This window comes from Mucilaginibacter dorajii, from assembly GCF_024808255.1.
Taxonomy (GTDB): domain Bacteria; phylum Bacteroidota; class Bacteroidia; order Sphingobacteriales; family Sphingobacteriaceae; genus Mucilaginibacter; species Mucilaginibacter dorajii.
Genome location: NZ_JANTYS010000036.1, coordinates 20592 through 43668, shown reverse-complemented (window position 1 = coordinate 43668; position 23077 = coordinate 20592). Strand labels below are relative to the sequence as shown.

Below are 23077 nucleotides of genomic sequence, written 5' to 3'. Positions count from 1 at the left end.
CAAGAACCATTTTCAAATCTTCAAATTCTCAAATTTTCAAATTGCTATTATCCTCAAATTAACCAATTGAACAGATGCCCGATTTTAAGATACAACATATCACCAAATACAGTTATGAAGGGATGGTGCGTGATAGCGCCAACCAAATTGTACTTTACCCTATAAAGGACGAATACCAGGACGTTACCCTACATGAGCTACAGATAACCGGCAACCCGGTTGTTGATACCCATATTGATTATTACGGTAACGAGATAGGAAGTTTTACATATAGCGAACCTCATTCGGTGATGGTTATTAATTCTAAATTAAGCGTTACCACCAAACAGCGACCATTACCCGTTACCGATATTTTTCCCGATCAGCAGTGGGAATACCTGAAACAAATTCAGTACATGGTACCCTACATTGATTTTTTAAAACAGGAGTATTTTGAGGGATTGCCCGAGCTACAGGTTATTGTAAACCAGGAACGCCAAAAAGATGATACGCCTTACCAGATAGCCCTGCGCTTTTGCGGCTACGTGTACCAAAACTTCGAATATATTAAAGGCGTTACTACAGTTGAAACCACGCTTGACGAGGTATGGAAACTAAAAGCCGGCGTGTGCCAGGATTTCGCTCACATTTTAATGGTAATGCTGCGCCTGTTAAAAATTCCGGCTCGCTACGTAAGCGGTTATATATGCACCAACAGCAGCACCATGCGTGGCGAAGGCGCAACCCACGCCTGGGCCGAGGCCTACATCCCCGATTATGGCTGGCTGGGTATCGATCCTACCAATAACTGCATTGCCAATGAAACCCATGTACGGTTGGCTGTAGGTCGTAATTTTTCTGATTGCTCGCCGGTAAAAGGAGTATATAAAGGCTCATCAGGCCATAAGCTGGAAGTTGCTGTTAGTGTTGATGATGATGAAACTACTTTCAAAAGCATAGATGACAAAGCCCATCACGATAACACACTACAACCCGTTACCCAGCCCCCTAAAAACAGCTACCAACGGCACATGGAGATCATTCAGCAGCAACAGCAGCAGTAGATGTGCAAATATGCAGATTTCAGATGTGCAGATGTTTTTGAATGGTAATTGATAGATTTTTAGATTTTACATAATGAAGAAGCCGGTTTGTTGATCAAACCGGCTTCTTTGTTTCATTTGCAAATCTAAAATCTGCACATCTATTTTATCATCTGCACATTTGCACATCTGAAATCTGCACATCTATATTATCATCTGCACACTTGCACATCTGAAATCTGCACATCTATATTATCATCTGCACACTTGCACATCTGAAATCTGCACATCTATATTATCATCTGCACATTTGCACATCTGAAATCTGCACATCTAAAATCATACTTTCTTTATCGTTTCCATCAGTACCGGAATTTTTGGCACCTTGTCATAAGCCTGGAAAAGTTTGCCGTTTTTGTCATAGATGGCTATGTACGGCGTAGTTTTTACGTTATAGTAACGTTGTACTACGTAGGTATAACCTTCGGTACCAATGGTGATGTTGTGGTACTTGGCTAAATCAAAATCACGCTGAAAAACCTGGATGGCTTTTAGCTGGTTCACAAAAGTGATCATTACTATCTGTACGTCTTTAAGTTTAGCAAGCTCAGGCTTCATGTCATACATTAAATGCTGGCAGTGACTGCAATCGGGCGAAAAGTAGATCACCATTACCGGTTTGTTTTTTTTCAGATTGGCAGGGGTAACGTACACACTGTCGGTAGTAAGGATATGGTAAGGCGGAATTTTAGTATTTGGCGGGATTGTTTGCGCCTGGCTACAGCCGGCAGCAACAATAATAAGGCAAAGCAAAAGGTATATTCTTTTCATTGTATTGATTGACTTTTTCATTTAAGCATAGTTACGATATTTTTAACTCTTCGACAATAAACCTATCTACAAAAGTCCTTAGTTCATTTGTCCTTCATCTACCCGACTCTCCAATAAAACCGATTCAAAAAGTCTTTTGTCCTTTCTCTATTAATCCTTAATCCCTCTTAGCTTTCCAGCAATTCTATCTGCCAGGCAATATGCTCTTCGGTTACCGGGAATAACGCATTTTCGCGCACGGTATGATACACCGCGTCAAATAAACCGTTATAATTACCTTTGTCTGACGGTACCCATTCTATCGTTTTCTGATTATCAGGCCCCATCAACACCAATTTGCCTTCGCTGCCTTCAGGCTCAACACCAAAACCTTCGGCATTTGGCATCATACCTGTATCTAATTGTGCTTCCTGCACATCCGTACGCAGCTTCACAAAGCTGCCCAAGGTACCGTGCACCACAAAGCCCGGCAAATGCTCGGCTATCAACAAGCCCGATGTTAAATAAACATTCAGTTGGTTAGGATACCTCAAATGAATATTAAAATAATCATCAACCTGCGACCCCGGCCTGTGCGCCGCCGTGGTTTTAACATAGCTTAGCGGTTTGCCAAATATGCTGATGGCATTATCAACCAGGTGTGCCCCCAAATCGTATGTAAGGCCATTTCCCGGGGTTTCTTTGGTTTCCTTAAACTGCTTTACCCCTATCGGCATCCGGTACCTGTCAAGCCTGAAATGCACCTCTATCAGTTCGCCAAGCCGGCCGCTTTCTATTACTTTTTTAACGGATATAAAACCGCTATCATAACGACGATTTTGGTAGATCATCACCTTCAGGTTCAGCTTCCGGCCCAAATCAAACAGGGTCTTTACTTCTGCAGATGTCACCGCGACAGGTTTTTCTATCAGTACGTGTTTGCCGGCATTAAGTGCCTGCACCGCGTAATCAAAGTGGGTATTATTGGGGGTGTTAACAACAATCAGTTCAATTTCGGTATCGTTCAGCAGTTCGTCGGTTGTATTGTAACTGATCACATCGGGATATATTTTACCGGCTTTTTTTTCATGACGCTCAACAACAGCCTTAAAAATAAAGCCAGGATTGGTAGTTAAAAACGGCGCATGAAAAATACGCCCCGACATGCCGTAGGCCATCAGGCCCGTTACTATTGGTTTTGTTGACATAGGTAATTTGCCTTTAGTTTGCAGGTAAAAATAAGATTATTTCGGATGAGGCAATTCCAAATGATTTATTTAATTTAAGATGTTTGACAGTATACATTGTTTTATCATTTATAGAATGGCCAACACCTTTTCACAGATCTACTTACAGTTTGTATTCGCGGTAAAAGACCGGCAATGCCTCATTTCAAAAAGTAATAAAGAAGAACTACACCAATACATAACTGCACTTGTACAAAGCAGAAAGGCCAAACTACTGGCAATTAATTGCATGCCTGATCACATTCATATTTTCGTTGGTTTTAAACCAACAATTTTAATCTCGGATTTTGTTAAGGAGATTAAAGTGGAGAGTAATGAATTTATTAATGGTAAAAATTGGGTGAAGGGAAAATTCAGCTGGCAAGAAGGATATGGTGTATTTTCATACTCACATTCGCATATTGATGCGGTTGTTAAGTATGTTTTAAACCAGGAAAAGCATCACCAAAAAAGAACATTTAAAGAGGAATACCTAGATCTGTTAAACAAGTTCGAAGTTCCGTTTGATGAGCGATATATATTTGATTTTATCGATTAAGATTTAATCGCGTTTTATGGGAGGCACCTACGGCGCCAATAACCATTATTTATTTTACTATAAACACGGGGCCATGTGTAGCCAGAAAACCATGCATATTATGATTATGCTGCCTATAAACGCGTTTTGTAGGAGGCACCTATGGAGCCAAGTCCCACTCCTTCGTTCTGCTATAAACACGGGGCTACGCTGTAGCCAAAAAGGCAAAATCCTGCACCATAAAGGAGACTCCAGCGGAGTCCCGTGTTTATAGTGTGTATTGTCCTACCGTCTTGGCTCCGTAGGTGCCTCCTATTCTCCGCCCTAAACCCCACAAAAAAAGCCCGGCTGAAATCATCCAGCCGGGCTTTTTTATATTTAAACGAAAACTTAGTTTTTCTCGTCTTTTACTTCTTCAAAGTCAACATCAGTTACAGTGTCGCCATGATCCTGCGCACCTGCACCTGCGTTACCTTCTGGGGCACCTTGACCGCCATCAGCAGCTTTATACATCTCTTCAGATGCAGTAGCCCATGCAGCGTTCAATTCAGTTTGAGCAGTTTCAATAGCGGCAAAGTCTTTAGCAGCATAAGCTTCTTTCAACTTAGCTAAACCAGCTTCGATAGGGCCTTTTTTATCGGCACCAATTTTATCACCGTACTCTTTCAGTTGTTTTTCTGTCGAGAAGATCAAGGCATCAGCACCGTTCAGTTTTTCAACTTCTTCTTTTGCTTTTTGATCAGATTCGGCATTAGCTTCTGCTTCGTCCTTCATCTTTTTGATCTCGGCATCAGTTAAGCCAGATGAAGCTTCGATACGGATCTTTTGCTCTTTACCGGTTGCTTTATCTTTAGCAGATACATGCAATATACCGTTAGCATCAATATCAAAAGTTACTTCAACTTGTGGCACACCACGAGGTGCTGGCGGAATACCATCCAGGTGGAAGCGGCCTATTGTACGGTTACCCGCAGCCATTGGGCGCTCACCTTGCAAAATGTGGATCTCAACAGATGGCTGGCTATCGCTGGCGGTTGAGAAAGTCTCAGATTTTTTGGTCGGGATAGTTGTGTTTGATTCAATTAATTTGGTCATTACACCACCCATAGTTTCAATACCTAATGAAAGCGGGGTAACATCTAACAACAACACATCTTTAACCTCACCGGTTAATACACCACCTTGAATAGCGGCACCAATTGCAACAACCTCATCAGGGTTAACACCTTTTGAAGGAGTTTTACCAAAGAATTTCTGAACAGCATCCTGAATAGCAGGGATACGGGTTGAACCACCTACCAGGATTACTTCGTCGATATCCGAAGTGCTGTAACCAGCATTTTTCAATGCAGTTCTGCAAGGCTCAATAGTACGTTTGATCAGGCTATCAGCCAATTGCTCAAATTTAGCACGGGTTAAAGTTTTAACCAGGTGCTTAGGCATGCCATCGGCAGCAGTAATGTATGGTAAGTTAATTTCTGTTTGAGCAGAGCTTGATAACTCAATTTTAGCTTTCTCGGCCGATTCTTTTAAACGTTGTAAAGCCATTGGGTCTTTACGCAGGTCAATGCCTTCGTCGCTTTTAAATTCGTCTGCCAACCAGTCAATAATTACCTGGTCAAAGTCGTCACCACCTAAGTGCGTATCGCCATCGGTTGATTTTACTTCAAATACGCCATCACCTAATTCAAGGATAGAAACGTCATGAGTACCACCACCACAGTCAAATACCGCGATTTTCATATCCTTGTGCGCTTTATCAAAGCCATAAGCCAAGGCAGCAGCAGTAGGTTCGTTAATAATACGACGAACTTTTAAACCAGCAATTTCACCGGCTTCCTTAGTAGCCTGGCGTTGTGCATCGTTAAAGTAAGCGGGTACAGTGATAACGGCTTCAGTAACTTCAGTTCCTAAAAAGTCTTCTGCAGTTTTCTTCATTTTTTGAAGGATCATTGCAGAAATCTCTTGCGGAGTGTATTTACGGTCGCCAATTTCAACACGTGGGGTATTGTTGTCACCTTTAACAACTTTGTAAGGTACACGTGAAGCTTCACTTGTAACCTCGTTAAACTGGTTACCCATAAAGCGTTTGATAGACGAAATGGTTTTTGTAGGGTTGGTGATAGCCTGGCGTTTTGCCGGATCGCCAACTTTACGCTCGCCGTTATCTATAAAAGCTACTACGGACGGCGTAGTACGTTTGCCCTCGCTGTTTGCTATAACTACAGGCTCGTTACCTTCCATTACAGCTACACAGGAGTTTGTTGTTCCTAAGTCGATTCCAATTATTTTAGACATATGATTGTTTTTTCTTGATTTTATTAATTTACTACAAGTCCTATTTATCAACGTTTGTGCCAATACGTATTTGTCAGTTCATATAGTCAGGATGACAATTATTGCGTCAGAAAAGTCATTATTAGTGGTGACAGGTTGGCAGAAATCACTTTACTGGAGGTGAAAGGAGAAAGGTTAAAGGCGAAAGGTTTCTGAATTTCAGGTTGTGAATATCGGTAAATCAAGGTCATTTGTCCTTATTCCTTACACTAAAAAGTCCTCATTCCATACTCCAGTAATCCTTGCTCCTTGCTCCAAAAATCCTTACTCCAACAAGGGCGTTGCCTGCGGCCGGGTCATCCGCTCATACTGCACAGGCCTTAACCACCTGGCCGGTATCCGCTACTATCCCTAACGCGAATTGTGCCGAATTACAGCATTAGTTATTTCAAAACTAAATCCCCATCTTTATCTCAACAAATAAAACGCCTCTGTTACTTAACACACCAAACAGGCTAATCACCAAGCCTGGAATTTCATAACAAAAGCTTTGCACGCAAAGCTTAGCCTTCAATCAAAAAAGAGGACTGGTTTACTATTGTTATCTAATTTCAAACACATCAAATGTTTTTTATCGAATCTGAACGGTTACGGATGATCCCGCTAACCCATCAACTTTTGCAGCTGTCACATACCAACAGGCCCGCTATGGAGCAGTCATTAGGTTTAAATTCATCTGCCATGTGGGTAGATCCCCTTTATAAAAATGAGCTGCAGGACCCCATGGTCAACTTCTGGCTGCCCAAATCATTGGAAAATACTGACCAGTACCAATGGTACACCAACTGGGAGATCATCCTCAAAAGCATCAACACTTCCATCGGAGGCATGGGCTTCAACGGCTACCCTAATGAGCAGGGCGAAGCAGAAATTGGCTACATGATAGATGGCAACCACCAAAACAAGGGCTATGCCACCGAATCCCTCAAGCTATTAACCGATTGGACTTTTACTAATGATCTTGTGAAGGCCATCATCATTCACACCTATAGTGACAACCTGCCATCGCGCCGGCTATTGGACAAATACGGGTTTGAACAGATGGAGGATGTAGAAGGTTTGCTGACTTACCGCCTCTGCCGACCAACATCTGCTGGATAAATCCTATTTATCCTATATAATCCCAAAAATCGTGTCAAAAAAAAACGCCCTGCTCATTTGAACAGGGTGCTTTTATAAATTTAGTACTATCCTTGAACCAGTTTATTAAATTCCTCAATAGAAACTATAATATCCTCCCTAATTATTTTCCGGAGTAGCCCTTTTGGTAAAGAATCGTTTTTATGAACCGGAACCGTGGTCACTCTGCCATCATTATGTTTCATCCTATGATGTGAGCCTTTAATACGGATCACACTAAATCCAAGCTTCTCAAGCAATGCAACTAACTCCTTTCCGCTTAATACAGGTAGTTTATCGCTCATGCCGAAATCGGTACGCTTATTTCAATCTCACGAACTCCGATAAATTGATTTACGCTTTCGGTTGCTTGCTCCTCCATGCATAACTCTATTACCTCTCGTAAATTTTCAAGAGCCTCGTCAATCGTACTGCCATAGGAATGACAGCCTTTAAATGTTGGGCAAGAAACGATATATACACCATCCTCATCTACCTCTACAACAATCGGAAAATGATATTTTTTCATTTTATTCTCTTTTGTTCAAATTTATCAATAAAACTCCACAAAAAAAGCGCCCTGCTCAAATGAACAGGGCGCTTTTTATATCTCGAAAGAGAATTAAAATTATTCTCCTTTTTCTGCGTTTTCTTCTGCTTCAGGAGTTGCAGGAGCTTCAGTTTCGGCAACTGGTGCTTCTTTAACTTCTTCGGCAACTGCAACTTCTTCAGCAGCAACCGGAGCAGCTGTTTTAGGTTTTGCAGCACCACCACGACGGCGGGTAGATTTTTTAGCAGCGGCAGCAGTATCAACACCGTAAACAGTGTTATAATCTACTAACTCAATGATTGCCATTTCGGCGTTATCACCTAAACGATTTTCTAATTTGATGATACGAGTGTAACCACCTGGGCGGTTAGCAATTTTTTCAGCAATCTCGCGGAAAAGTATAGTAGTAGCTTCCTTATCTTGTAAGTAGCTAAATACTGTACGACGTGAGTGCGTAGTATCGCTTTTTGATTTAGTTAAAAGTGGCTCAACATAACCGCGCAAAACTTTTGCTTTAGCTAATGTTGTAGTGATACGCTTGTGTAAGATAAGCGAAGTTGCCATGTTTGACAGCATCGCTTTGCGGTGGCTGGTAGTACGGCCTAAGTGATTGTTTTTTTTTCCGTGTCTCATTGTTTTAATTATTTCACGTGCATACCGTCTGGCGATTACTCAAGCCTTCGGAATTATGCCTTCGCTATTTAATAGTATTGAGTTTTGAGTGATGAGCAGCGAGTTTAAAACCCTAAAAAACTAACTACCCTATAAATGACTTGAGTTCCGAGCGACAGAGAAAAACTCAACACTCAGAACTCAAGACTTTAAAACTTATTCTTCGTCTAACTTAAATTTAGACAGGTTCATACCAAAAGATAAACCTTTTGATTTAACCAGGTCCTGGATCTCAGTTAATGATTTTTTACCAAAGTTCCTGAATTTTAACATATCAGCAACATCATACGATACCAAATCAGCCAGGCTGCGGATGTCTGCAGCTTTAAGGCAATTCAATGCACGTACAGAAAGGTCAAGATCAACTAATTCGGTTTTAAGGATCTTGCGCATGTGCAGGATCTCTTCGTCAACTTCTTTAGTTTCTTCTTTAGCTTGTGCTTCCAGCATCATGTTTTCATCGCTGAACAACATAAAGTGCTGAATAAGGATCTTGGCAGCTTCTTTCAAAGCGTCTTCAGGGTGAACAGAACCGTCGGTAGCAATATCCAATACCAATTTCTCGTAATCGGTTTTTTGCTCAACACGATAGTTTTCAATGGTATATTTAACGTTTTTGATCGGCGTATAGATTGAGTCTATAGCGATAACGCCAACATTAGCATCAGGATTCTTGTTCTCTTCGCTTGGTACATAACCACGGCCTTTACCAACTGTAAGCTCAATTTCAAGCGTTACAGATGAGTCCATGTTACACAAAGTCAGATCAGGATTTAATACAGTAAAGTTGTTTGAGAATTTGGTTATATCTCCGGCTTTAAATGCATCCTGGCCATTTATAATAACAAATATTTTCTCGCTATCGCCAGATTCACCAGTCTTTTTAAAACGAACCTGTTTAAGGTTCAGGATTATCTCAGTTACGTCTTCAACAACACCTTTGATGGTTGAAAACTCATGCGTAACTCCAGAAAAACGTACTGAAGTGATAGCATAACCTTCGAGTGATGAAAGTAAGATACGACGCAGAGCATTACCTATGGTTACACCGAAGCCTGGTTCTAACGGACGAAATTCAAACGTACCATCAAAATCATTTGCTTTTTGCATGATAACCTTATCGGGTTTTTGAAATGCTAAAATTGCCATTTATATCCTTTATTTATTGTTTACTAATTGAAATGATTTTAACCACGAAAATGATTGACATAAAATGCCAACCACCTCCTGGATAATTATTTTTATTATTTTGAGTACAACTCGACGATTAGGTTTTCCTTGATGTTTTCAGGGATCTCATCGCGGTTAGGATAGTTAAGGAATGTACCTGTTAATTCATTGGCATCCCAAGCTAACCAGCTGTATTTGTTGATTCTTCTTCCGGCTACTGATGTAGTAATAGCTTCAAGTGATTTAGATTTCTCACGTACAGATATTACGTCACCAGCTTTTAACGCGTATGATGCAATGTTTACAACAGCACCGTTAACGTTAATGTGTTTGTGATTTACCAATTGGCGCGCACCAGAACGGGTTGGTGAAATACCTAAACGGTAAACTGCGTTATCTAAACGGGCTTCTAAGAATTTCAACAGATTTTCGCCTGTGATACCTTCTTTTGCAGAAGCGCGGTGAAACAAGTTTTCGAACTGACGCTCTAATACACCGTAAGTGTATTTAACTTTTTGTTTCTCCATTAACTGAGTTGAATACTCAGATTGTTTTCCACGACGTTTTGAAGCGCCATGCATTCCCGGTGGATAGTTTTTACGTTCTAACGCTTTATCCGGACCGAAGATCGGCTCACGGAAACGACGTGCAATTTTGGACTTTGGTCCTGTATATCTGGCCATTTTTGTGTATTTTTAAAGTATCAGCCAACCTTACGTTGGTGAATCTTAGCTTTAAAATCTGTTAATTAAACTCTTCTTCTTTTTGACGGACGGCAACCATTGTGTGGAAGCGGCGTAATGTCTTTAATAGTGGTAACTTCAATACCTGCAGTTTGCAAAGTACGGATAGCTGACTCACGACCGGCACCCGGGCCTTTTACAAACACTTCAACTTTACGCAAACCTAAGTCGTACGCAACTTTACCGCAATCGCCGGCAGCTTGACCTGCAGCATACGGAGTGTTTTTCTTTGAACCTTTAAAGCCCATTTTACCAGCAGATGACCATGAAATAGCCTGGCCGGTTTTGTTGGTAAGGGTAATGATGATGTTGTTAAAAGTTGCATTGATGTGTGCTTCGCCAACCGGCTCAACAATCACAATGCGCTTTTTGGTAACTTTTTTACTTTTAGCCATTTTTTTAATTATTGAATTAATGAATTACTGAGCTATAGAATAACCCGGACCCACTAATCGTGATTATAATTTTTTGTTCCTGGTAAGCTTAAAGTATATAACTACCCGCCGCTAACCAATCATTATTTACTACTTAGTAGCTTTTTTCTTGTTAGCAACTGTTTTACGTTTTCCTTTACGGGTACGTGAGTTGTTTTTAGTACGCTGACCACGTAATGGTAAACCTTTACGGTGACGTGTACCACGGTAGCAACCAATGTCCATCAAACGTTTGATGTTCAATTGCACTTCAGAACGAAGTGAACCTTCTACCTTGATTTGATCGTTGATGATTCCACGAATTGAGGCTAACTGATCATCGGTCCATTCCTGTACTTTAATGTTCACATCGATACCTGCTTCAGCTAAAATTCTTTGAGCTGTTGAGCGGCCAATACCGAAAATGTAAGTAAGTCCGATTTCTCCTCTTTTATTTTTTGGTAAATCAATACCTGATATCCTTGCCATATTTCTTTTTTATTTATTGAGTTATCGAATTATTGAATTATCGAATTCCTTAAAATCAGTAATTCAATCGTTCTCCAATTCAAAATTGTTCTTAGCCCTGGCGTTGTTTGTACTTAGGATTCTTTTTGTTAATAACGTAAAGTTTCCCGTTACGGCGAATGATCTTGCAATCAGCGCTGCGTTTTTTAATGGATGCTCTAACTTTCATCTCGTATTTTATTTATATCTATAGGTTATTCTACCCTTACTTAAATCGTACGGACTCATTTCTAATTTTACTCTGTCGCCAGGTAAAATTTTAATGTAGTGCATACGCATTTTGCCGGAAATGTGCGCAATAATCTCGTGACCATTTTCAAGTTCAACCCTGAACATTGCATTTGACAATGCTTCCCTAATTGTACCGTCTTGCTCAATCGAAGATTGTTTGGCCATATTTTGTTGATTATTACTTAATTATCCGCCCTAAAACCGGGATGCAAAATTAATAAAAATATTTTAATTATTATTCTTTTCTTTTAAAACATTCTCAACAAATTCAAATGTCGATAAAATGTCTGGTTTGCCTTTACCTACCGCAACGGTATGCTCATAATGAGCGCTTGGTTTTTTATCTACAGTTGATACTGTCCAGCCATCATCCCAAAATTTAACACCGGCACGGCCCGCGTTGATCATTGGTTCAATAGCTATCACCATTCCTTCTTCCAGTTTAATACCTGCACCGCGCTTGCCATAGTTAGGTACCTCGGGCTTCTCATGCAGCTTAACGCCCACGCCGTGCCCTACAAGCTCTTTAACTACACCAAAGCCGTTCTTCTCGGCATGTTCCTGTATCGCGTAGCCTATATCGCCAATTCGCATGCCTACTACAGCCTTAGCAACACCCAGGTCAAGACACTCTTTGGTTACCCTCATGAGTTTCTTAACAGTATCACTTACCTCGCCAATGGCAAAGGTATAGGCCGAGTCGCCTACAAAACCGTTTAAGATAGCGCCACAGTCTACAGATACCAGGTCACCTTCAACCAATACATGTTTTCCGGGGAAACCATGTACTACCTGGTCATTCAATGAAATGCAAAGGGAATATGGAAAACCTCCGTAGTTTAAAAAGGCGGGAATCCCGCCATTGTCCCTTATAAAGGTTTCAGCAAGTCTGTCGAGTTCGATAGTAGTAACACCCGGGCCTATTATTTTCGCAACTTCTGCATGTGTTCTTGACACCAGCAAAGCGCTTTCCCTGATGAGCTCTATTTCCTCGGCAGACTTGTAAATGATTTTTGACATTATTAATATTAGATCGCTGTTGGGGTTGTACCCGCAGCAGCCGGCATTGCAGTACGTCCTTTAATTCTTCCGGTTTTCATCAAACCATCGTAATGACGCATCAGCAAGTGACTTTCAATTTGCTGTAAAGTATCCAAAACAACACCCACCAGGATGATCAATGATGTACCGCCAAAAAATCTTGCGAATATTGGAGAAACACCAACCAAACTGGCAATAGCCGGTATGACTGCTATAATAGCCAGGAAAATTGATCCGGGTAAAGTAATTCTTGAAATTACAGCATCAATATAATCCGCTGTTGATTTACCTGGTTTAATCCCGGGGATAAAGCCGCCATTCTTCTTCATATCATCGGCCATTTGGTTAGGGTTAACCGTAATAGCGGTATAGAAGTAAGTAAACAGGATGATAAGGATACCAAACAATAAATTATGCTGCCATGAATTACCGTTTGATAAAGCTATTAGTATACCGTTTGAAGAAATGCTTGGCATAAACTGTTGTACAGTTTGTGGTATAAACATTAATGCCTGGGCAAATATAATTGGCATTACACCTGCAGCATTTACCTTTAAAGGTATATACTGGCGTACGCCACCATATTGTTTGTTACCTACTATACGTTTAGCATACTGCACAGCAATTTTTCGGGTGCCTTGTACTATAAGTATAGTAAACATTACCACACCAATAAGGGCCACAATTTCAACAATGAAAGTTATCAAACCGCCTGTACCGGTGGTACGCGAAGTAAACTCTGTTAAAAACGCACCTGGCAACTGGGCAATAATACCAACCATAATGATCAGTGATATACCGTTCCCTATACCTTTATCTGTAATTTTTTCGCCCAGCCACATTACAAATAATGTACCTGCGGTTAAAACAAACATGTTAAGTATGGTAAATGCCGGGTTTGCAATAAGCATAGAGTTAGCCGGGATCTGCGATTTTAAGTAACCTATAGCCTGTAAAGCAGTGATACCTATAGTTAGGTAACGTGTCCACTGGTTAAGTTTGTTACGACCGCTTTCGCCCTCTTTTTGCAATTTGGTAAAGTAAGGAACTGCGATACCTAATAATTGCACCACAATTGAAGCCGAAATATAAGGCATTACACCCAATGCAAAAATAGAGGAACGTGAAAACGAACCTCCTGCAAACATATTCAGCAATCCTACTAATCCTTCAGCTTTTCCGTTTGACATCGCTATAGTAGGGTTCACTCCTGGCAAAACCACGAAAGAACCGACGCGATAGATTAAAAGAAATAAGAGTGTGTTTATAATACGCACTCTCAGATCTTCGATTTTCCAGATATTGGATAATGTGGTGAAAAATTTCTTCATCCTAAAATTATAGCTTAACTATGGTACCACCAGCTGCTTCAATAGCTTTTTGAGCTGTAGCAGTAAATGCATGTGCTTCAACTTCAACTTTGGCTTTCAGTTCGCCACGGCCAAGGATCTTAACCAGGTCGTTACGTGAAGCTAAGCCGTGTTCTTTTAAAGTAGCGAAATCAACTTTAGTAAGTGTGTATTTCTCTATTAACTCTTGCAATACATCAAGGTTAACACCTGTGTACTCCACACGGTTAGGGTTTTTAAACCCTACCTTAGGAACACGACGTTGTAAAGGCATCTGACCGCCTTCAAAACCAACTTTGGTGCTTGTACCTGAACGTGAACCAGCGCCCTTATGGCCGCGGGTTGACGTACCGCCACGGCCAGAACCTGTACCACGGCCAATTCTTTTTCTATTTTTAGTAGAACCTTCTGCAGGTTTTAAATTACTTAAATTCATGATATTAAATATTTTCTACTGCTACCAGGTGGTTAACTTTTCTAACCATACCTATAATCGCAGCAGTTGCTTCAACTTCAACGCTTTGGTTAATTTTACGCAAGCCTAAGGCTTCGATCGTCTTTTTTTGGCGCTCACTTCTGTCGATCACGCTCTTAATCTGTGTTATTTTGATTTTGGCCATGACTGATTATCCGTTAAATACTTTACCTAAACTAACGCCACGTTGCTGAGCCACAGTATGCGCATCACGTAATTGTGATAATGCAGATACGGTTGCTTTAACCACGTTGTGCGGGTTTGATGAACCTTTTGATTTTGCTAACACGTTGTGAATACCTGCAGACTCTAACACTGCACGCATTGCACCACCAGCAATTACACCGGTACCATTTGCTGCTGGTTTCAAGAAAACGAAACCACCGCTAAATTTACCAATTTGCTCATGAGGGATAGTGTTGTTGATAATAGGAACTTTTACAAGGTTCTTTTTAGCGTCATCGATACCTTTTGCAATTGCTTCAGTTACCTCTTTTGCTTTGCCTAATCCGTAACCTACAACACCGTTTTCGTCACCCACTACCACAATGGCAGAAAAGCTGAATGTACGGCCACCTTTGGTTACTTTGGCAACACGCTGTATGCTTACCAAGCGGTCTTTTAATTCGATCTCGCTTGTTTTTACTCTTTTTATGTTGATTGTTGACATTTCTCTTTTCGATTAAAAGTTTAAACCACCTTCACGTGCACCTTCGGCCAGTGACTTAACACGACCATGGTACAAATAACCGTTCCTGTCGAAAACCACATCTTTGATACCAGCTGCGATAGCTTTCTGAGCTACCAGTTTGCCTACGGCTACTGACTGATCAGATTTGGTGCCATCAGCTGCTACAAAATCTTTTGATAAAGATGATGCTGATACGATAGTTTTACCGGTTAAATCGTCAATGATCTGCGCGTAAATACCTTTATTGCTCCTAAATACTGACAGGCGAGGACGCTCTGTTGATCCTGAAAGGCGTTTTCTGATGCCTTTTTTAATCCTGTCTCTTCTTGATAATTTAGCTCCCATGACGATTATTTTTTAGATGCTGATTTACCTGCTTTTCTTCTCAATATCTCGCCTACAAACTTAATACCTTTACCTTTGTAAGGCTCTGGAGTACGTAATGAGCGTATTTTTGCAGCTACCTGGCCAATTAACTGTTTGTCAATTGATTCAAGTATGATAGTTGGGTTTTTACCCTTATCAGCAGTGGTTGTAACTTTAATTTCTGTTGGCAATTCAAATACATAGTGGTGAGAGTAACCCAACACTAAATCTAATGTATTACCTGTATTGGTTGCACGGTAACCTACACCAACTAATTCTTGCTGTATTTTGTAACCTTCTGTTACACCTATTACCATGTTATTTAAAAGCGCACGGTATAAACCATGTAATGCTTTGTGACGTTTTTGATCAGACGGGCGTTGAACCAGTAACTGACCGTCTTCCTGTGCAATGGTGATATCGCTATCAACCGCTTGCTGCAACTCACCTTTAGGGCCTTTTACAGTAACAACATTATCTGCTGATACGGTAATAGTTACTCCTGCTGGTAGTGCTATCGGTGCTTTTCCTACTCTTGACATTGCTTAATTTCTCCTATTAATAAACGTAGCATAAAACCTCACCACCAACATTTTGCTGACGAGCTTCTTTATCAGACATAACGCCTTTAGAAGTTGACAGGATGGCGATACCTAAACCATTTAATACTCTTGGCATTTTATCCATGCCTGCGTATTTCCTCAAACCTGGTTTACTGATGCGCGTAATGCTACGGATAGCAGAAATTTTAGTGATTGGATGGTATTTTAAAGCCACTTTAATAGTGCCTTGTACTGTACCGTCTTCAAACTTGTAATTGGCAATGTAACCTTTGTCGAAAAGCACCTTGGTGATTTCCTTTTTCAGATTTGATGCAGGAATTTCAACAACCCTATGGTTGGCTTTAATAGCATTCCTTACTCTTGTAAGATAATCTGCGATTGGATCTGTATTCATTTTATTGTGTTATGATAGTGGTTTCCTTCCCGTAACATCCGGGACGACCTGCCATCGGTTAATTCTTTTTTATAGTATCAAGTAGTTAGTATCAGGTATCAAGATCTTATCTTGTTTTCTGACGCTAACTACCCACACTCTTCAATACCGTTCGCAAGTCAAAAAATGTCTTGCTACTTGATACTATATACCTGCTACTGTATTACCAGCTTGCTTTCTTTACTCCCGGGATTTTGCCATCAAGAGCCATTTCACGGAATGTTACGCGTGAAATACCAAACTGACGCATGTAACCACGTGGGCGGCCGGTTAATTTACAACGGTTGTGTAATTTTACCGGTGATGAAGCCTTAGGTAATTTATCTAAGCCTACGTAATCGCCGGCTTCTTTAAGGGCTGCTCTTTTCTCTGCGTATTTAGCAACCAATTTAGCGCGCTTTACTTCACGTGCCTTTACACCTTCTTTAGCCATTGCTATTTTGATTTTTAAATGGTAATCCAAATTGTTTCAACAACTCCAATGCTTCAACATCGTTTGTTGCGGAGGTTACAAAGGTAATATCCATACCTTGGATTTTATTGATTTTGTCAATATTTATCTCAGGGAATATAATTTGCTCTGTTATACCTAAAGTATAGTTACCTCTTCCGTCAAAACCTTTGTCGTTAATGCCTTTAAAGTCACGGATACGTGGCAAAGCAACAGCGATCAAACGATCCAAAAACTCGTACATTGTGTTGTCACGCAAGGTAACACGTACGCCTACCGGCATATTTTTACGCAATTTAAAGTTTGAGATATCTTTTTTAGATTTTGAAGATACTGCCTGCTGACCAGTGATGGTTGTTAACTCGGTGATGGTGTTCTCGATCAATTTCTTATCGGTAGTAGCACCGCCAACACCCTGGTTAATGGCAATTTTTTCAAGTTTAGGAACCTGCATTACGCTTTTGTACTGAAATTTATCTTTCAGTGCGGTGCGAATCTCGTCCTTATATTTTGTTTTTAATCTTGGTATGTAAGACATTACTTAATTTCCTCCCCTGATTTTTTTGATACCCTTACTAATTTGCCGGCATCGTTTTTCTTACGGCCAACACGGGTTGTGGTTCCTGTTTTAGGATCAACCAATGCCAGATTTGAAATGTGTATAGCAGCTTCCTGTTTAACAATTCCACCGTTAGGGTTAGCAGCATTAGGTTTTGTATGTTTTGATACCATGTTAGCACCTTCAACAATAGCCCTGTTCCTGTCAACTAATACCTCAACAATTTTACCTTGTGATCCTTTTGAATCGCCGGCCATAACTTTTACCAGGTCGCCTTTGCGAATTTTTAATTTGCCTGGTGTTGCAATTTTTTTCTTTTCCATGATTACAATACCTCCGGTGCTAATGATACAATTTTCATAAATTGTTTCTCACGTAGTTCTCTTGCAACCGGGCCAAAGATACGGGTACCTCTTGGCTCATCCTGGTTATTTAACAAAACAGCTGCGTTATCGTCGAAACGGATGTATGAACCATCTTTTCTGCGGATCTCTTTTTTGGTGCGTACTACTACGGCTTTTGATACAGTACCTTTTTTAACGTTACCTGAAGGTAAAGCGCTTTTTACGGTTACTACTATCTTATCGCCGATAGATGCGTACCTTTTGCCGGTACCACCCAAAACACGGATCACTAAAACTTCTTTAGCGCCACTGTTATCGGCTACGTTTAATCTTGATTCCTGTTGTACCATCTTATTTAGCCCTTTCTAAAATTTGAACTAATCTCCAGTTTTTGCTCTTGCTCAGCGGGCGGGTTTCCATAATCAATACGGTATCGCCAATGCCACAGGTATTGGTCTCATCATGAGCCATAAATTTTGTGGTTTTTTTCACGAATTTACCGTAGATAGGGTGTTTCACTTTACGCTCAACAGCAACCACGATAGATTTTTCCATCTTATTGCTAACTACCAGGCCGGTACGTGTTTTTCTTAAATTTCTTTCCATTTTTCTGAATGCTTAAAAAATTAATTCTTTTCAGAAGCCGACGCCGCTTTGCGCTTTGTTAATTCAGTATTTAACTGAGCAATTCCCTTGCGTACCTTTGTTATACGGGATGGATTCTCAATAGCCGAAACTGCGTGTGCAAACCTTAGTTTGGTAAGGGTTGACCTTTCCTCGCTTAACTTCGCATTCAATTCTTCTGTTGATAGCTCCAAAATTTCTGAGTTTTTCATTTTCTTATTATTTTATTCGTTGTAAAGTTGGAAAGTTGAAATGTTAAAAAGTTCCCTTTTGGGGCGGTTGTTAAATCAATATGGTTTTTCAACCTTTAAACATTACAACCTTTCAACTACTCCGAACAATTATTTATGCCTCTACGTAATCCCTACGTACTATAAATCTTGTTTGTACAGGAAGCTTTTGGGCTGCCAGGCGTAAAGCCTCTTTAGCAACTTCCAAAGGCACTCCTTCGGCTTCAAAGATGATCCTTCCGGGGCGTACTACCGCTACCCAGTACTCAGGAGCACCTTTACCTTTACCCATACGTACCTCTGCTGGTTTTTTGGTTACAGGCTTGTCAGGAAATATCCTGATCCACACCTGGCCTTCACGTTTCATAAAACGTGTTACAGCGATACGTGCAGCCTCGATCTGGCGGCTGGTGATCCATGCCGACTCGAGTGATTTTACACCGAAAGATCCGAATGAAAGTTCAGCACCACGAGTGGCTAAACCTTTCATCCTGCCTTTTTGCATCTTTCTGAACTTCGTTCTTTTTGGCTGTAGCATTTTCTTAAACTTTTATATCGTTACGATATTTGTCTTCTACTTTAATTATTATCTCTTTCCTGGGCCACCTGGACGATTGCCGCCTCCCTGACCACCTGGACGGTTGCCACCTGGACCACCCGGACGGCTGTTACCACCACCACGAGGACCATTGTTGCCACCTGCACCCGGGCCACCTCTGCGGTCACCACCTGGTTTCCTGTCGCCTCTGCGCTCACCACCACGTTCGCCACCACGAGCATTGTCGCGGCCACCGAAACCTGCTGATGCGCCTTCTGGCCTGCCACCTTTACCGCTGCTGCTGCTTGTACCGCCAATGTTTGGAGATAAATCGCGCTTGCCGTAAACTTCGCCTTTACAGATCCATACTTTAACACCTATTTTACCATAAGTAGTTAATGCTTCTGCTAATGCGTAGTCAATATCGGCACGGAAAGTGTGCAAAGGAATCCTACCTTCTTTATATTGTTCGCTACGTGCCATCTCGGCACCGCCTAACCTGCCAGATGTCATGATCTTGATACCTTCAGCACCCATTCTCATGGTTGATGCGATAGTAGTTTTCATGGCACGACGGAAAGAGATACGTGCTTCTAATTGTTTTGCGATACCTTCTGCAACTAATTGTGCATCAAGCTCCGGGCGTTTGATCTCAAAAATGTTGATCTGAACTTCTTTTTTAGTAAGTTTTTTCAACTCTTCTTTGATCTTATCAACCTCGGCACCGCCTTTACCAATCACAATACCCGGACGGGCAGTGTGGATAGTTACAGTGATGCGTTTTAAAGTACGTTCAATAACTACTTTTGATACGCCACCTTTAGCGATACGAGCTGAAAGATATTTGCGGATTTTTTCGTCTTCAACTAATTTGTCGGCATAATGATTGCCACCGAACCAATTAGAATCCCAACCTCTGATGATTCCTAATCTGTTACCTATTGGATGTGCTTTCTGTCCCATTTCAAATTAATTGTTATCGTTTTTACTATCCACAATAAGTGTTACGTGATTTGAGCGTTTACGGATACGGTATCCTCTTCCTTGCGGAGCAGGGCGTAACCTTTTAAGCTGACGGCCACCACCTACTGAAATTTCTTTTACAAATAAACCTGCTTCTTCAACACGTTTGCCTTCGTTTTTTGCTTCCCAGTTTTTGATAGCTGATAACAAAAGTTTCTCTACACGAATAGCAGCTTCTTTATTTGTAAATTTCAGTATAGCTAACGCTTTCTCAACGTTTTCGCCACGGATCAGATCAACCACCAAACGCATTTTACGTGGTGAGGTTGGGCAATCCTGTAGTTTAGCAACTGAAGCGCCGCCAACAATGGCTTTTGCAGCTTCTTTTTGCTGTCTGATCAGTACAGACTTTTTGATTTTAGTTGTTGCTTCCATGCCTTATTTTTTCTTTTCTGCGTGACCGCGGAATGTACGGGTTGGAGCAAATTCTCCCAACTTGTGACCAACCATGTTTTCTGTTACGTACACAGGGATAAACTTGTTACCATTGTGTACTGCGAATGTGTGACCAACGAAATCAGGAGAGATCATGGAACGACGTGACCATGTTTTTACAACTGATTTTTTGCTTGATTCATTCAAGGTAAGAACTTTTCTTTCCAGGTTATGATCAATATAAGGTCCTTTTTTAATTGAACGTGCCATTATTTTTTCCTTCTTTCAATGATATAACGATCCGACCCTTTTTTCTTATCACGAGTTTTGTAGCCTTTAGCTAACAAACCTTTACGTGAACGTGGATGACCACCTGAGGCTCTACCCTCACCACCACCCATAGGGTGATCTACCGGGTTCATGGCAACACCACGAACACGCGGCCTGCGGCCTAACCAACGTTTGCGACCAGCTTTACCTAACACCGCGTTTGCTCTTTCGCCATTTGAAACGGTACCGATAGTTGCCAAACAAGTTGACAATATCATACGTGTTTCGCCTGAAGGCAATTTGATAATAGCATATTTGCCATCACGTGCTGAAAGCTGAGCGTAAGTACCGGCGCTACGGGCAATAACACCACCCTGGCCTGGGTTTAACTCAATGTTGTGAATGATAGAACCTAACGGGATGTTTTTCAAAGGCATGGTATTACCAACCTCTGGTGCTGCGCCCTCGCCAGATACAACTACCGTTCCAACTGTTAAGCCTTCCGGAGCTATCATGTATCGTTTTTCACCATCAACAAAGTGTAACAGTGCTATACGTGCAGATCTGTTAGGATCATACTCAATAGTTGCAACTTTTGCCGGGATGTTAAATTTATTACGTTTGAAATCAATCAGCCTATATGCTTGTTTATGACCACCACCCATGTAGCGCATAGTCATTTTACCGCTGTTGTTACGTCCGCCCGATCTTGTGTTGGCTGATACAACCAACGACTTTTCAGGAACGTTTGTTGTAATATCTGAGTTAGATACGTCAACTCTGAAGCGGGTACCCGGGGTAACCGGTTTAAATCTCTTTACTGCCATGTCTTAATTATATATTGCTGTAAAAATCAATTACTTGACCGGCGTTTAACGTAATGATCGCTTTTTTGTAAGTTGCAATGCGGCCTTGTACGGCGCCTGCCTTAGTGTTGCGAGTTTTAAGTTTGCCGACATATTTCATGGTGTTTACCGCCTTAACGTTTACACCATACATTGCCTCAATGGCACCTTTAATCTGAATTTTGTTTGCTCTGTGATCAACTTTGAAAGCATAACGGTTAAGTTTCTCGGTTAATTGAGTTACTTTTTCAGTAAGTAGGGGTTTCTTTAAAATTTCCATAATTACTTAAGCTAATGCTTCCTCCAAAGTTTTTACAGCGCCTGTAGTTAATAACAATTTACCAGCGTTTAACACATCATAAGTGTTTAGCTGCTCAACTGAAATTACTTTAGTTTTCTTCAGGTTTCTGCTTGATAAATACACATTGTTATTTTCGGCAGCTGCTACTACTAATAATGTTTTGTCATTAGTAACATTCAGATCAGCCTCCATTTTAATGTAAGTTTTAGTTTTGATGTTATCAAAATTAAAATCTTCCAATACTAAAATGTTGTTATCCTTTGCTTTGTATGATAAAGCCGATTTACGGGCCAGTGATTTTAACTTCTTGTTTAACTTGAAGCTGTAATCGCGTGGTTGCGGACCGAAAACGCGACCACCACCATTAAATAATGGAGATTTAACGCTACCTGCACGGGCACCACCTGTACCTTTTTGTTTATATAATTTGCGGGTTGAACCTGCAATCTCGTTACGCTGTTTTGATTTGTGTGTACCCTGACGTTGGTTAGCTAAAAACTGCTTAACATCAAGATAGATCGCGTGATCGTTTGGTTCAATACCGAATACCGACTCAGGAAGCTGCACCTTGGCACCTGTTTCTTTACCTGATACGTTTAATACGTTTACTTCCATCTTATTTATCCACTATTACGAATGAACCCTTGGCTCCAGGGATGGAACCTTTAACAACCAACAGGTTTTGCTCAGCGTAAACCTTAACCACTTGTAAGTTCTGCGTTTTAACACGAACGTTACCGGTTTGACCTGCCATGCGCATGCCTTTAAATACACGCGATGGCCATGATGACGCACCCAAAGAACCCGGCGCACGTAAACGATTGTGCTGACCGTGAGTTTGCATACCCACACCAGCAAAACCATGACGTTTTACCACACCCTGAAATCCTTTACCTTTTGAAGTACCAACTACATCAACAAAATCTCCCGCAGCGAAAATCTCAACAGTAACAGTGTCACCTAATGATTTTTCGTCCTCGAAAGTTTTGAATTCAACAAGCTTACGCTTTGGAGTTGTACCGGCTTTTTGGAAGTGTCCTTTTAACGGACCAGAAGTGTTTTTTTCCTTTTTGTCGCCATATGCCAGCTGTACAGCAGCATATCCGTCTGTATCTACAGACTTAACTTGTGTTACCACGCAAGGGCCAGCTTCGATTACGGTGCAAGGAATATTCTTCCCTGTTTCGTCGAAAATGCTGGTCATTCCTACTTTTTTACCAATAATTCCTGACATTTCTTT

37 protein-coding genes are annotated in these 23077 nt (G+C 41.0%); 3 read left to right on the top strand and 34 right to left on the bottom strand.

Annotated elements, in window-relative coordinates:
• Positions 1 to 74 precede the first annotated feature (74 nt).
• The gene (locus tag FHS10_RS27970; protein WP_259097404.1) at positions 75 to 1043 is read left to right on the top strand and encodes a transglutaminase family protein; all 969 of its coding nucleotides are present in this window, start codon (positions 75 to 77) and stop codon (positions 1041 to 1043) included.
• A 318-nt stretch (positions 1044 to 1361) separates the two neighbouring features.
• Here the strand turns inward: FHS10_RS27970 and FHS10_RS27965 are convergent, their stop codons facing one another.
• Together FHS10_RS27965 and FHS10_RS27960 are read right to left on the bottom strand one after the other, a co-directional pair.
• The gene (locus FHS10_RS27965; protein WP_259097403.1) at positions 1362 to 1853 is read right to left on the bottom strand and encodes a TlpA family protein disulfide reductase; all 492 of its coding nucleotides are present in this window, start codon (positions 1851 to 1853) and stop codon (positions 1362 to 1364) included.
• Between the two features lie 167 nt (positions 1854 to 2020).
• Complete coding sequence (locus FHS10_RS27960; RefSeq protein ID WP_259097400.1) at positions 2021 to 3040, bottom strand: Gfo/Idh/MocA family protein; 1020 nt, start codon at positions 3038 to 3040, stop codon at positions 2021 to 2023.
• A gap of 115 nt (positions 3041 to 3155) precedes the next feature.
• Between FHS10_RS27960 and tnpA the strand changes: the two genes are divergently transcribed.
• Entirely contained in the window at positions 3156 to 3617 is a 462-nt protein-coding gene (gene tnpA / locus FHS10_RS27955) for an IS200/IS605 family transposase (RefSeq protein WP_259097398.1), read from the top strand.
• A gap of 369 nt (positions 3618 to 3986) precedes the next feature.
• Here the strand turns inward: tnpA and dnaK are convergent, their stop codons facing one another.
• Complete coding sequence (gene dnaK, locus FHS10_RS27950) at positions 3987 to 5894, bottom strand: molecular chaperone DnaK (RefSeq protein WP_259097395.1); 1908 nt, start codon at positions 5892 to 5894, stop codon at positions 3987 to 3989.
• A 603-nt stretch (positions 5895 to 6497) separates the two neighbouring features.
• On the opposite strand from dnaK, the gene FHS10_RS27945 reads away from it, so the two are divergent.
• Positions 6498 to 7034 carry a GNAT family N-acetyltransferase gene (locus FHS10_RS27945; RefSeq protein WP_259097393.1) on the top strand — a complete coding sequence of 179 codons (537 nt, stop codon included), beginning with the start codon at positions 6498 to 6500 and terminating at the stop codon, positions 7032 to 7034.
• A gap of 86 nt (positions 7035 to 7120) precedes the next feature.
• Here FHS10_RS27945 and FHS10_RS27940 read toward each other — a convergent pair whose 3' ends face one another.
• From FHS10_RS27940 to rplC, 31 genes are all read right to left on the bottom strand, one after another.
• Positions 7121 to 7357 carry a type II toxin-antitoxin system HicA family toxin gene (locus tag FHS10_RS27940; protein ID WP_259097391.1) on the bottom strand — a complete coding sequence of 79 codons (237 nt, stop codon included), beginning with the start codon at positions 7355 to 7357 and terminating at the stop codon, positions 7121 to 7123.
• A complete protein-coding gene (locus FHS10_RS27935; RefSeq protein ID WP_259097389.1) occupies positions 7354 to 7581 on the bottom strand; it encodes a type II toxin-antitoxin system HicB family antitoxin in 228 nt (75 codons plus the stop codon). The genes FHS10_RS27940 and FHS10_RS27935 overlap by 4 nt, the downstream gene beginning before the upstream one ends.
• Positions 7582 to 7680: 99 nt before the next feature.
• Positions 7681 to 8235: a 50S ribosomal protein L17 gene (gene rplQ / locus FHS10_RS27930; protein WP_259097388.1), complete on the bottom strand. Its 555-nt coding sequence runs from the start codon at positions 8233 to 8235 to the stop codon at positions 7681 to 7683.
• A gap of 195 nt (positions 8236 to 8430) precedes the next feature.
• A complete protein-coding gene (locus FHS10_RS27925) occupies positions 8431 to 9423 on the bottom strand; it encodes a DNA-directed RNA polymerase subunit alpha (protein ID WP_259097386.1) in 993 nt (330 codons plus the stop codon).
• Between the two features lie 95 nt (positions 9424 to 9518).
• Entirely contained in the window at positions 9519 to 10127 is a 609-nt protein-coding gene (gene rpsD / locus FHS10_RS27920) for a 30S ribosomal protein S4 (RefSeq protein WP_259097384.1), read from the bottom strand.
• A gap of 65 nt (positions 10128 to 10192) precedes the next feature.
• Positions 10193 to 10582 carry a 30S ribosomal protein S11 gene (gene rpsK, locus FHS10_RS27915; RefSeq protein WP_259097382.1) on the bottom strand — a complete coding sequence of 130 codons (390 nt, stop codon included), beginning with the start codon at positions 10580 to 10582 and terminating at the stop codon, positions 10193 to 10195.
• 129 nt (positions 10583 to 10711) lie between these two features.
• Positions 10712 to 11089, bottom strand: a complete 378-nt coding sequence (rpsM, locus tag FHS10_RS27910) for a 30S ribosomal protein S13 (RefSeq protein WP_259097380.1) — start codon at positions 11087 to 11089, stop codon at positions 10712 to 10714.
• A 91-nt stretch (positions 11090 to 11180) separates the two neighbouring features.
• Positions 11181 to 11297 (bottom strand): 50S ribosomal protein L36, encoded by a 117-nt coding sequence (rpmJ, locus tag FHS10_RS27905; protein WP_074487407.1) that lies wholly within the window; start codon positions 11295 to 11297, stop codon positions 11181 to 11183.
• An 8-nt stretch (positions 11298 to 11305) separates the two neighbouring features.
• A complete protein-coding gene (gene infA, locus FHS10_RS27900; protein ID WP_090643449.1) occupies positions 11306 to 11524 on the bottom strand; it encodes a translation initiation factor IF-1 in 219 nt (72 codons plus the stop codon).
• Positions 11525 to 11587: 63 nt separating this feature from the next.
• Complete coding sequence (gene map / locus FHS10_RS27895) at positions 11588 to 12379, bottom strand: type I methionyl aminopeptidase (RefSeq protein WP_259097375.1); 792 nt, start codon at positions 12377 to 12379, stop codon at positions 11588 to 11590.
• 8 nt (positions 12380 to 12387) lie between these two features.
• On the bottom strand, positions 12388 to 13731 hold the full coding sequence (secY, locus tag FHS10_RS27890) for a preprotein translocase subunit SecY (protein WP_259097373.1): 1344 nt from the start codon (positions 13729 to 13731) through the stop codon (positions 12388 to 12390).
• Between the two features lie 7 nt (positions 13732 to 13738).
• Positions 13739 to 14185: a 50S ribosomal protein L15 gene (gene rplO, locus FHS10_RS27885; protein ID WP_259097372.1), complete on the bottom strand. Its 447-nt coding sequence runs from the start codon at positions 14183 to 14185 to the stop codon at positions 13739 to 13741.
• A 4-nt stretch (positions 14186 to 14189) separates the two neighbouring features.
• Complete coding sequence (gene rpmD / locus FHS10_RS27880; RefSeq protein WP_259097371.1) at positions 14190 to 14369, bottom strand: 50S ribosomal protein L30; 180 nt, start codon at positions 14367 to 14369, stop codon at positions 14190 to 14192.
• 6 nt (positions 14370 to 14375) lie between these two features.
• Positions 14376 to 14894 (bottom strand): 30S ribosomal protein S5, encoded by a 519-nt coding sequence (gene rpsE / locus FHS10_RS27875; protein ID WP_090643427.1) that lies wholly within the window; start codon positions 14892 to 14894, stop codon positions 14376 to 14378.
• 12 nt (positions 14895 to 14906) lie between these two features.
• Complete coding sequence (gene rplR / locus FHS10_RS27870) at positions 14907 to 15260, bottom strand: 50S ribosomal protein L18 (RefSeq protein WP_259097369.1); 354 nt, start codon at positions 15258 to 15260, stop codon at positions 14907 to 14909.
• Positions 15261 to 15265: 5 nt separating this feature from the next.
• Positions 15266 to 15823: a 50S ribosomal protein L6 gene (gene rplF / locus FHS10_RS27865; RefSeq protein WP_259097367.1), complete on the bottom strand. Its 558-nt coding sequence runs from the start codon at positions 15821 to 15823 to the stop codon at positions 15266 to 15268.
• A 16-nt stretch (positions 15824 to 15839) separates the two neighbouring features.
• Positions 15840 to 16238 carry a 30S ribosomal protein S8 gene (rpsH, locus tag FHS10_RS27860; protein WP_259097366.1) on the bottom strand — a complete coding sequence of 133 codons (399 nt, stop codon included), beginning with the start codon at positions 16236 to 16238 and terminating at the stop codon, positions 15840 to 15842.
• A 202-nt stretch (positions 16239 to 16440) separates the two neighbouring features.
• The gene (gene rpsN / locus FHS10_RS27855; RefSeq protein WP_090643411.1) at positions 16441 to 16710 is read right to left on the bottom strand and encodes a 30S ribosomal protein S14; all 270 of its coding nucleotides are present in this window, start codon (positions 16708 to 16710) and stop codon (positions 16441 to 16443) included.
• Entirely contained in the window at positions 16703 to 17266 is a 564-nt protein-coding gene (gene rplE, locus FHS10_RS27850) for a 50S ribosomal protein L5 (RefSeq protein WP_290302867.1), read from the bottom strand. Before rplE ends, rpsN begins: the two co-directional genes overlap by 8 nt.
• Positions 17266 to 17610 carry a 50S ribosomal protein L24 gene (rplX, locus tag FHS10_RS27845; protein ID WP_259097362.1) on the bottom strand — a complete coding sequence of 115 codons (345 nt, stop codon included), beginning with the start codon at positions 17608 to 17610 and terminating at the stop codon, positions 17266 to 17268. The genes rplE and rplX overlap by 1 nt, the downstream gene beginning before the upstream one ends.
• 2 nt (positions 17611 to 17612) lie before the next feature.
• Positions 17613 to 17981, bottom strand: a complete 369-nt coding sequence (gene rplN, locus FHS10_RS27840) for a 50S ribosomal protein L14 (RefSeq protein WP_073405786.1) — start codon at positions 17979 to 17981, stop codon at positions 17613 to 17615.
• Position 17982: 1 nt separating this feature from the next.
• The gene (rpsQ, locus tag FHS10_RS27835; protein ID WP_008506277.1) at positions 17983 to 18237 is read right to left on the bottom strand and encodes a 30S ribosomal protein S17; all 255 of its coding nucleotides are present in this window, start codon (positions 18235 to 18237) and stop codon (positions 17983 to 17985) included.
• A gap of 20 nt (positions 18238 to 18257) precedes the next feature.
• Positions 18258 to 18467: a 50S ribosomal protein L29 gene (rpmC, locus tag FHS10_RS27830; RefSeq protein WP_259097361.1), complete on the bottom strand. Its 210-nt coding sequence runs from the start codon at positions 18465 to 18467 to the stop codon at positions 18258 to 18260.
• Positions 18468 to 18600: 133 nt separating this feature from the next.
• Positions 18601 to 19023, bottom strand: coding sequence for a 50S ribosomal protein L16 (rplP, locus tag FHS10_RS27825; RefSeq protein WP_259097359.1), 423 nt, complete (start codon positions 19021 to 19023; stop codon positions 18601 to 18603).
• A 48-nt stretch (positions 19024 to 19071) separates the two neighbouring features.
• Positions 19072 to 19986, bottom strand: a complete 915-nt coding sequence (gene rpsC, locus FHS10_RS27820; RefSeq protein ID WP_259097357.1) for a 30S ribosomal protein S3 — start codon at positions 19984 to 19986, stop codon at positions 19072 to 19074.
• 6 nt (positions 19987 to 19992) lie between these two features.
• Entirely contained in the window at positions 19993 to 20421 is a 429-nt protein-coding gene (rplV, locus tag FHS10_RS27815) for a 50S ribosomal protein L22 (RefSeq protein WP_259097355.1), read from the bottom strand.
• Positions 20422 to 20424: 3 nt separating this feature from the next.
• Positions 20425 to 20691 (bottom strand): 30S ribosomal protein S19, encoded by a 267-nt coding sequence (gene rpsS, locus FHS10_RS27810; protein ID WP_076377419.1) that lies wholly within the window; start codon positions 20689 to 20691, stop codon positions 20425 to 20427.
• A complete protein-coding gene (rplB, locus tag FHS10_RS27805; protein ID WP_259097350.1) occupies positions 20691 to 21518 on the bottom strand; it encodes a 50S ribosomal protein L2 in 828 nt (275 codons plus the stop codon). The genes rpsS and rplB overlap by 1 nt, the downstream gene beginning before the upstream one ends.
• Before the next feature lie 7 nt (positions 21519 to 21525).
• The gene (gene rplW, locus FHS10_RS27800; protein WP_259097348.1) at positions 21526 to 21816 is read right to left on the bottom strand and encodes a 50S ribosomal protein L23; all 291 of its coding nucleotides are present in this window, start codon (positions 21814 to 21816) and stop codon (positions 21526 to 21528) included.
• Positions 21817 to 21822: 6 nt separating this feature from the next.
• The gene (gene rplD / locus FHS10_RS27795; RefSeq protein WP_259097347.1) at positions 21823 to 22452 is read right to left on the bottom strand and encodes a 50S ribosomal protein L4; all 630 of its coding nucleotides are present in this window, start codon (positions 22450 to 22452) and stop codon (positions 21823 to 21825) included.
• Position 22453: 1 nt separating this feature from the next.
• Entirely contained in the window at positions 22454 to 23071 is a 618-nt protein-coding gene (gene rplC / locus FHS10_RS27790; protein ID WP_259097345.1) for a 50S ribosomal protein L3, read from the bottom strand.
• Positions 23072 to 23077: the final 6 nt, after the last annotated feature.

What these genes read in the sequence shown, in the direction of transcription:
- rplB (WP_259097350.1), bottom strand. Translation starts at nt 21,518, where the DNA reads ATGGCAGTAAAGAGATTTAAACCGGTTACCCCGGGTACCCGCTTCAGA.
- rpsS (WP_076377419.1), bottom strand. Translation starts at nt 20,691, where the DNA reads ATGGCACGTTCAATTAAAAAAGGACCTTATATTGATCATAACCTGGAA.
- rpsQ (WP_008506277.1), bottom strand. Translation starts at nt 18,237, where the DNA reads ATGGAAAGAAATTTAAGAAAAACACGTACCGGCCTGGTAGTTAGCAAT.
- rpmJ (WP_074487407.1), bottom strand. Translation starts at nt 11,297, where the DNA reads ATGAAAGTTAGAGCATCCATTAAAAAACGCAGCGCTGATTGCAAGATC.
- tnpA (WP_259097398.1), top strand. Translation starts at nt 3,156, where the DNA reads ATGGCCAACACCTTTTCACAGATCTACTTACAGTTTGTATTCGCGGTA.
- rpsC (WP_259097357.1), bottom strand. Translation starts at nt 19,986, where the DNA reads ATGGGACAGAAAGCACATCCAATAGGTAACAGATTAGGAATCATCAGA.
- rplW (WP_259097348.1), bottom strand. Translation starts at nt 21,816, where the DNA reads ATGGAAATTTTAAAGAAACCCCTACTTACTGAAAAAGTAACTCAATTA.
- rplR (WP_259097369.1), bottom strand. Translation starts at nt 15,260, where the DNA reads ATGGGAGCTAAATTATCAAGAAGAGACAGGATTAAAAAAGGCATCAGA.
- rpmD (WP_259097371.1), bottom strand. Translation starts at nt 14,369, where the DNA reads ATGGCCAAAATCAAAATAACACAGATTAAGAGCGTGATCGACAGAAGT.
- FHS10_RS27940 (WP_259097391.1), bottom strand. Translation starts at nt 7,357, where the DNA reads ATGAGCGATAAACTACCTGTATTAAGCGGAAAGGAGTTAGTTGCATTG.
- rpsM (WP_259097380.1), bottom strand. Translation starts at nt 11,089, where the DNA reads ATGGCAAGGATATCAGGTATTGATTTACCAAAAAATAAAAGAGGAGAA.
- rpmC (WP_259097361.1), bottom strand. Translation starts at nt 18,467, where the DNA reads ATGAAAAACTCAGAAATTTTGGAGCTATCAACAGAAGAATTGAATGCG.
- rplN (WP_073405786.1), bottom strand. Translation starts at nt 17,981, where the DNA reads ATGGTACAACAGGAATCAAGATTAAACGTAGCCGATAACAGTGGCGCT.
- FHS10_RS27935 (WP_259097389.1), bottom strand. Translation starts at nt 7,581, where the DNA reads ATGAAAAAATATCATTTTCCGATTGTTGTAGAGGTAGATGAGGATGGT.
- FHS10_RS27945 (WP_259097393.1), top strand. Translation starts at nt 6,498, where the DNA reads ATGTTTTTTATCGAATCTGAACGGTTACGGATGATCCCGCTAACCCAT.
- rpsN (WP_090643411.1), bottom strand. Translation starts at nt 16,710, where the DNA reads ATGGCTAAAGAAGGTGTAAAGGCACGTGAAGTAAAGCGCGCTAAATTG.
- FHS10_RS27970 (WP_259097404.1), top strand. Translation starts at nt 75, where the DNA reads ATGCCCGATTTTAAGATACAACATATCACCAAATACAGTTATGAAGGG.
- rplP (WP_259097359.1), bottom strand. Translation starts at nt 19,023, where the DNA reads ATGCTACAGCCAAAAAGAACGAAGTTCAGAAAGATGCAAAAAGGCAGG.
- rplD (WP_259097347.1), bottom strand. Translation starts at nt 22,452, where the DNA reads ATGGAAGTAAACGTATTAAACGTATCAGGTAAAGAAACAGGTGCCAAG.
- FHS10_RS27960 (WP_259097400.1), bottom strand. Translation starts at nt 3,040, where the DNA reads ATGTCAACAAAACCAATAGTAACGGGCCTGATGGCCTACGGCATGTCG.
- rplF (WP_259097367.1), bottom strand. Translation starts at nt 15,823, where the DNA reads ATGTCAAGAGTAGGAAAAGCACCGATAGCACTACCAGCAGGAGTAACT.
- rplV (WP_259097355.1), bottom strand. Translation starts at nt 20,421, where the DNA reads ATGGAAGCAACAACTAAAATCAAAAAGTCTGTACTGATCAGACAGCAA.
- rplX (WP_259097362.1), bottom strand. Translation starts at nt 17,610, where the DNA reads ATGGAAAAGAAAAAAATTGCAACACCAGGCAAATTAAAAATTCGCAAA.
- map (WP_259097375.1), bottom strand. Translation starts at nt 12,379, where the DNA reads ATGTCAAAAATCATTTACAAGTCTGCCGAGGAAATAGAGCTCATCAGG.
- infA (WP_090643449.1), bottom strand. Translation starts at nt 11,524, where the DNA reads ATGGCCAAACAATCTTCGATTGAGCAAGACGGTACAATTAGGGAAGCA.
- rpsH (WP_259097366.1), bottom strand. Translation starts at nt 16,238, where the DNA reads ATGAATACAGATCCAATCGCAGATTATCTTACAAGAGTAAGGAATGCT.
- secY (WP_259097373.1), bottom strand. Translation starts at nt 13,731, where the DNA reads ATGAAGAAATTTTTCACCACATTATCCAATATCTGGAAAATCGAAGAT.
- FHS10_RS27925 (WP_259097386.1), bottom strand. Translation starts at nt 9,423, where the DNA reads ATGGCAATTTTAGCATTTCAAAAACCCGATAAGGTTATCATGCAAAAA.
- rplC (WP_259097345.1), bottom strand. Translation starts at nt 23,071, where the DNA reads ATGTCAGGAATTATTGGTAAAAAAGTAGGAATGACCAGCATTTTCGAC.
- rpsK (WP_259097382.1), bottom strand. Translation starts at nt 10,582, where the DNA reads ATGGCTAAAAGTAAAAAAGTTACCAAAAAGCGCATTGTGATTGTTGAG.
- rpsD (WP_259097384.1), bottom strand. Translation starts at nt 10,127, where the DNA reads ATGGCCAGATATACAGGACCAAAGTCCAAAATTGCACGTCGTTTCCGT.
- FHS10_RS27965 (WP_259097403.1), bottom strand. Translation starts at nt 1,853, where the DNA reads ATGAAAAGAATATACCTTTTGCTTTGCCTTATTATTGTTGCTGCCGGC.
- dnaK (WP_259097395.1), bottom strand. Translation starts at nt 5,894, where the DNA reads ATGTCTAAAATAATTGGAATCGACTTAGGAACAACAAACTCCTGTGTA.
- rpsE (WP_090643427.1), bottom strand. Translation starts at nt 14,894, where the DNA reads ATGTCAACAATCAACATAAAAAGAGTAAAAACAAGCGAGATCGAATTA.
- rplO (WP_259097372.1), bottom strand. Translation starts at nt 14,185, where the DNA reads ATGAATTTAAGTAATTTAAAACCTGCAGAAGGTTCTACTAAAAATAGA.
- rplQ (WP_259097388.1), bottom strand. Translation starts at nt 8,235, where the DNA reads ATGAGACACGGAAAAAAAAACAATCACTTAGGCCGTACTACCAGCCAC.
- rplE (WP_290302867.1), bottom strand. Translation starts at nt 17,266, where the DNA reads ATGTCTTACATACCAAGATTAAAAACAAAATATAAGGACGAGATTCGC.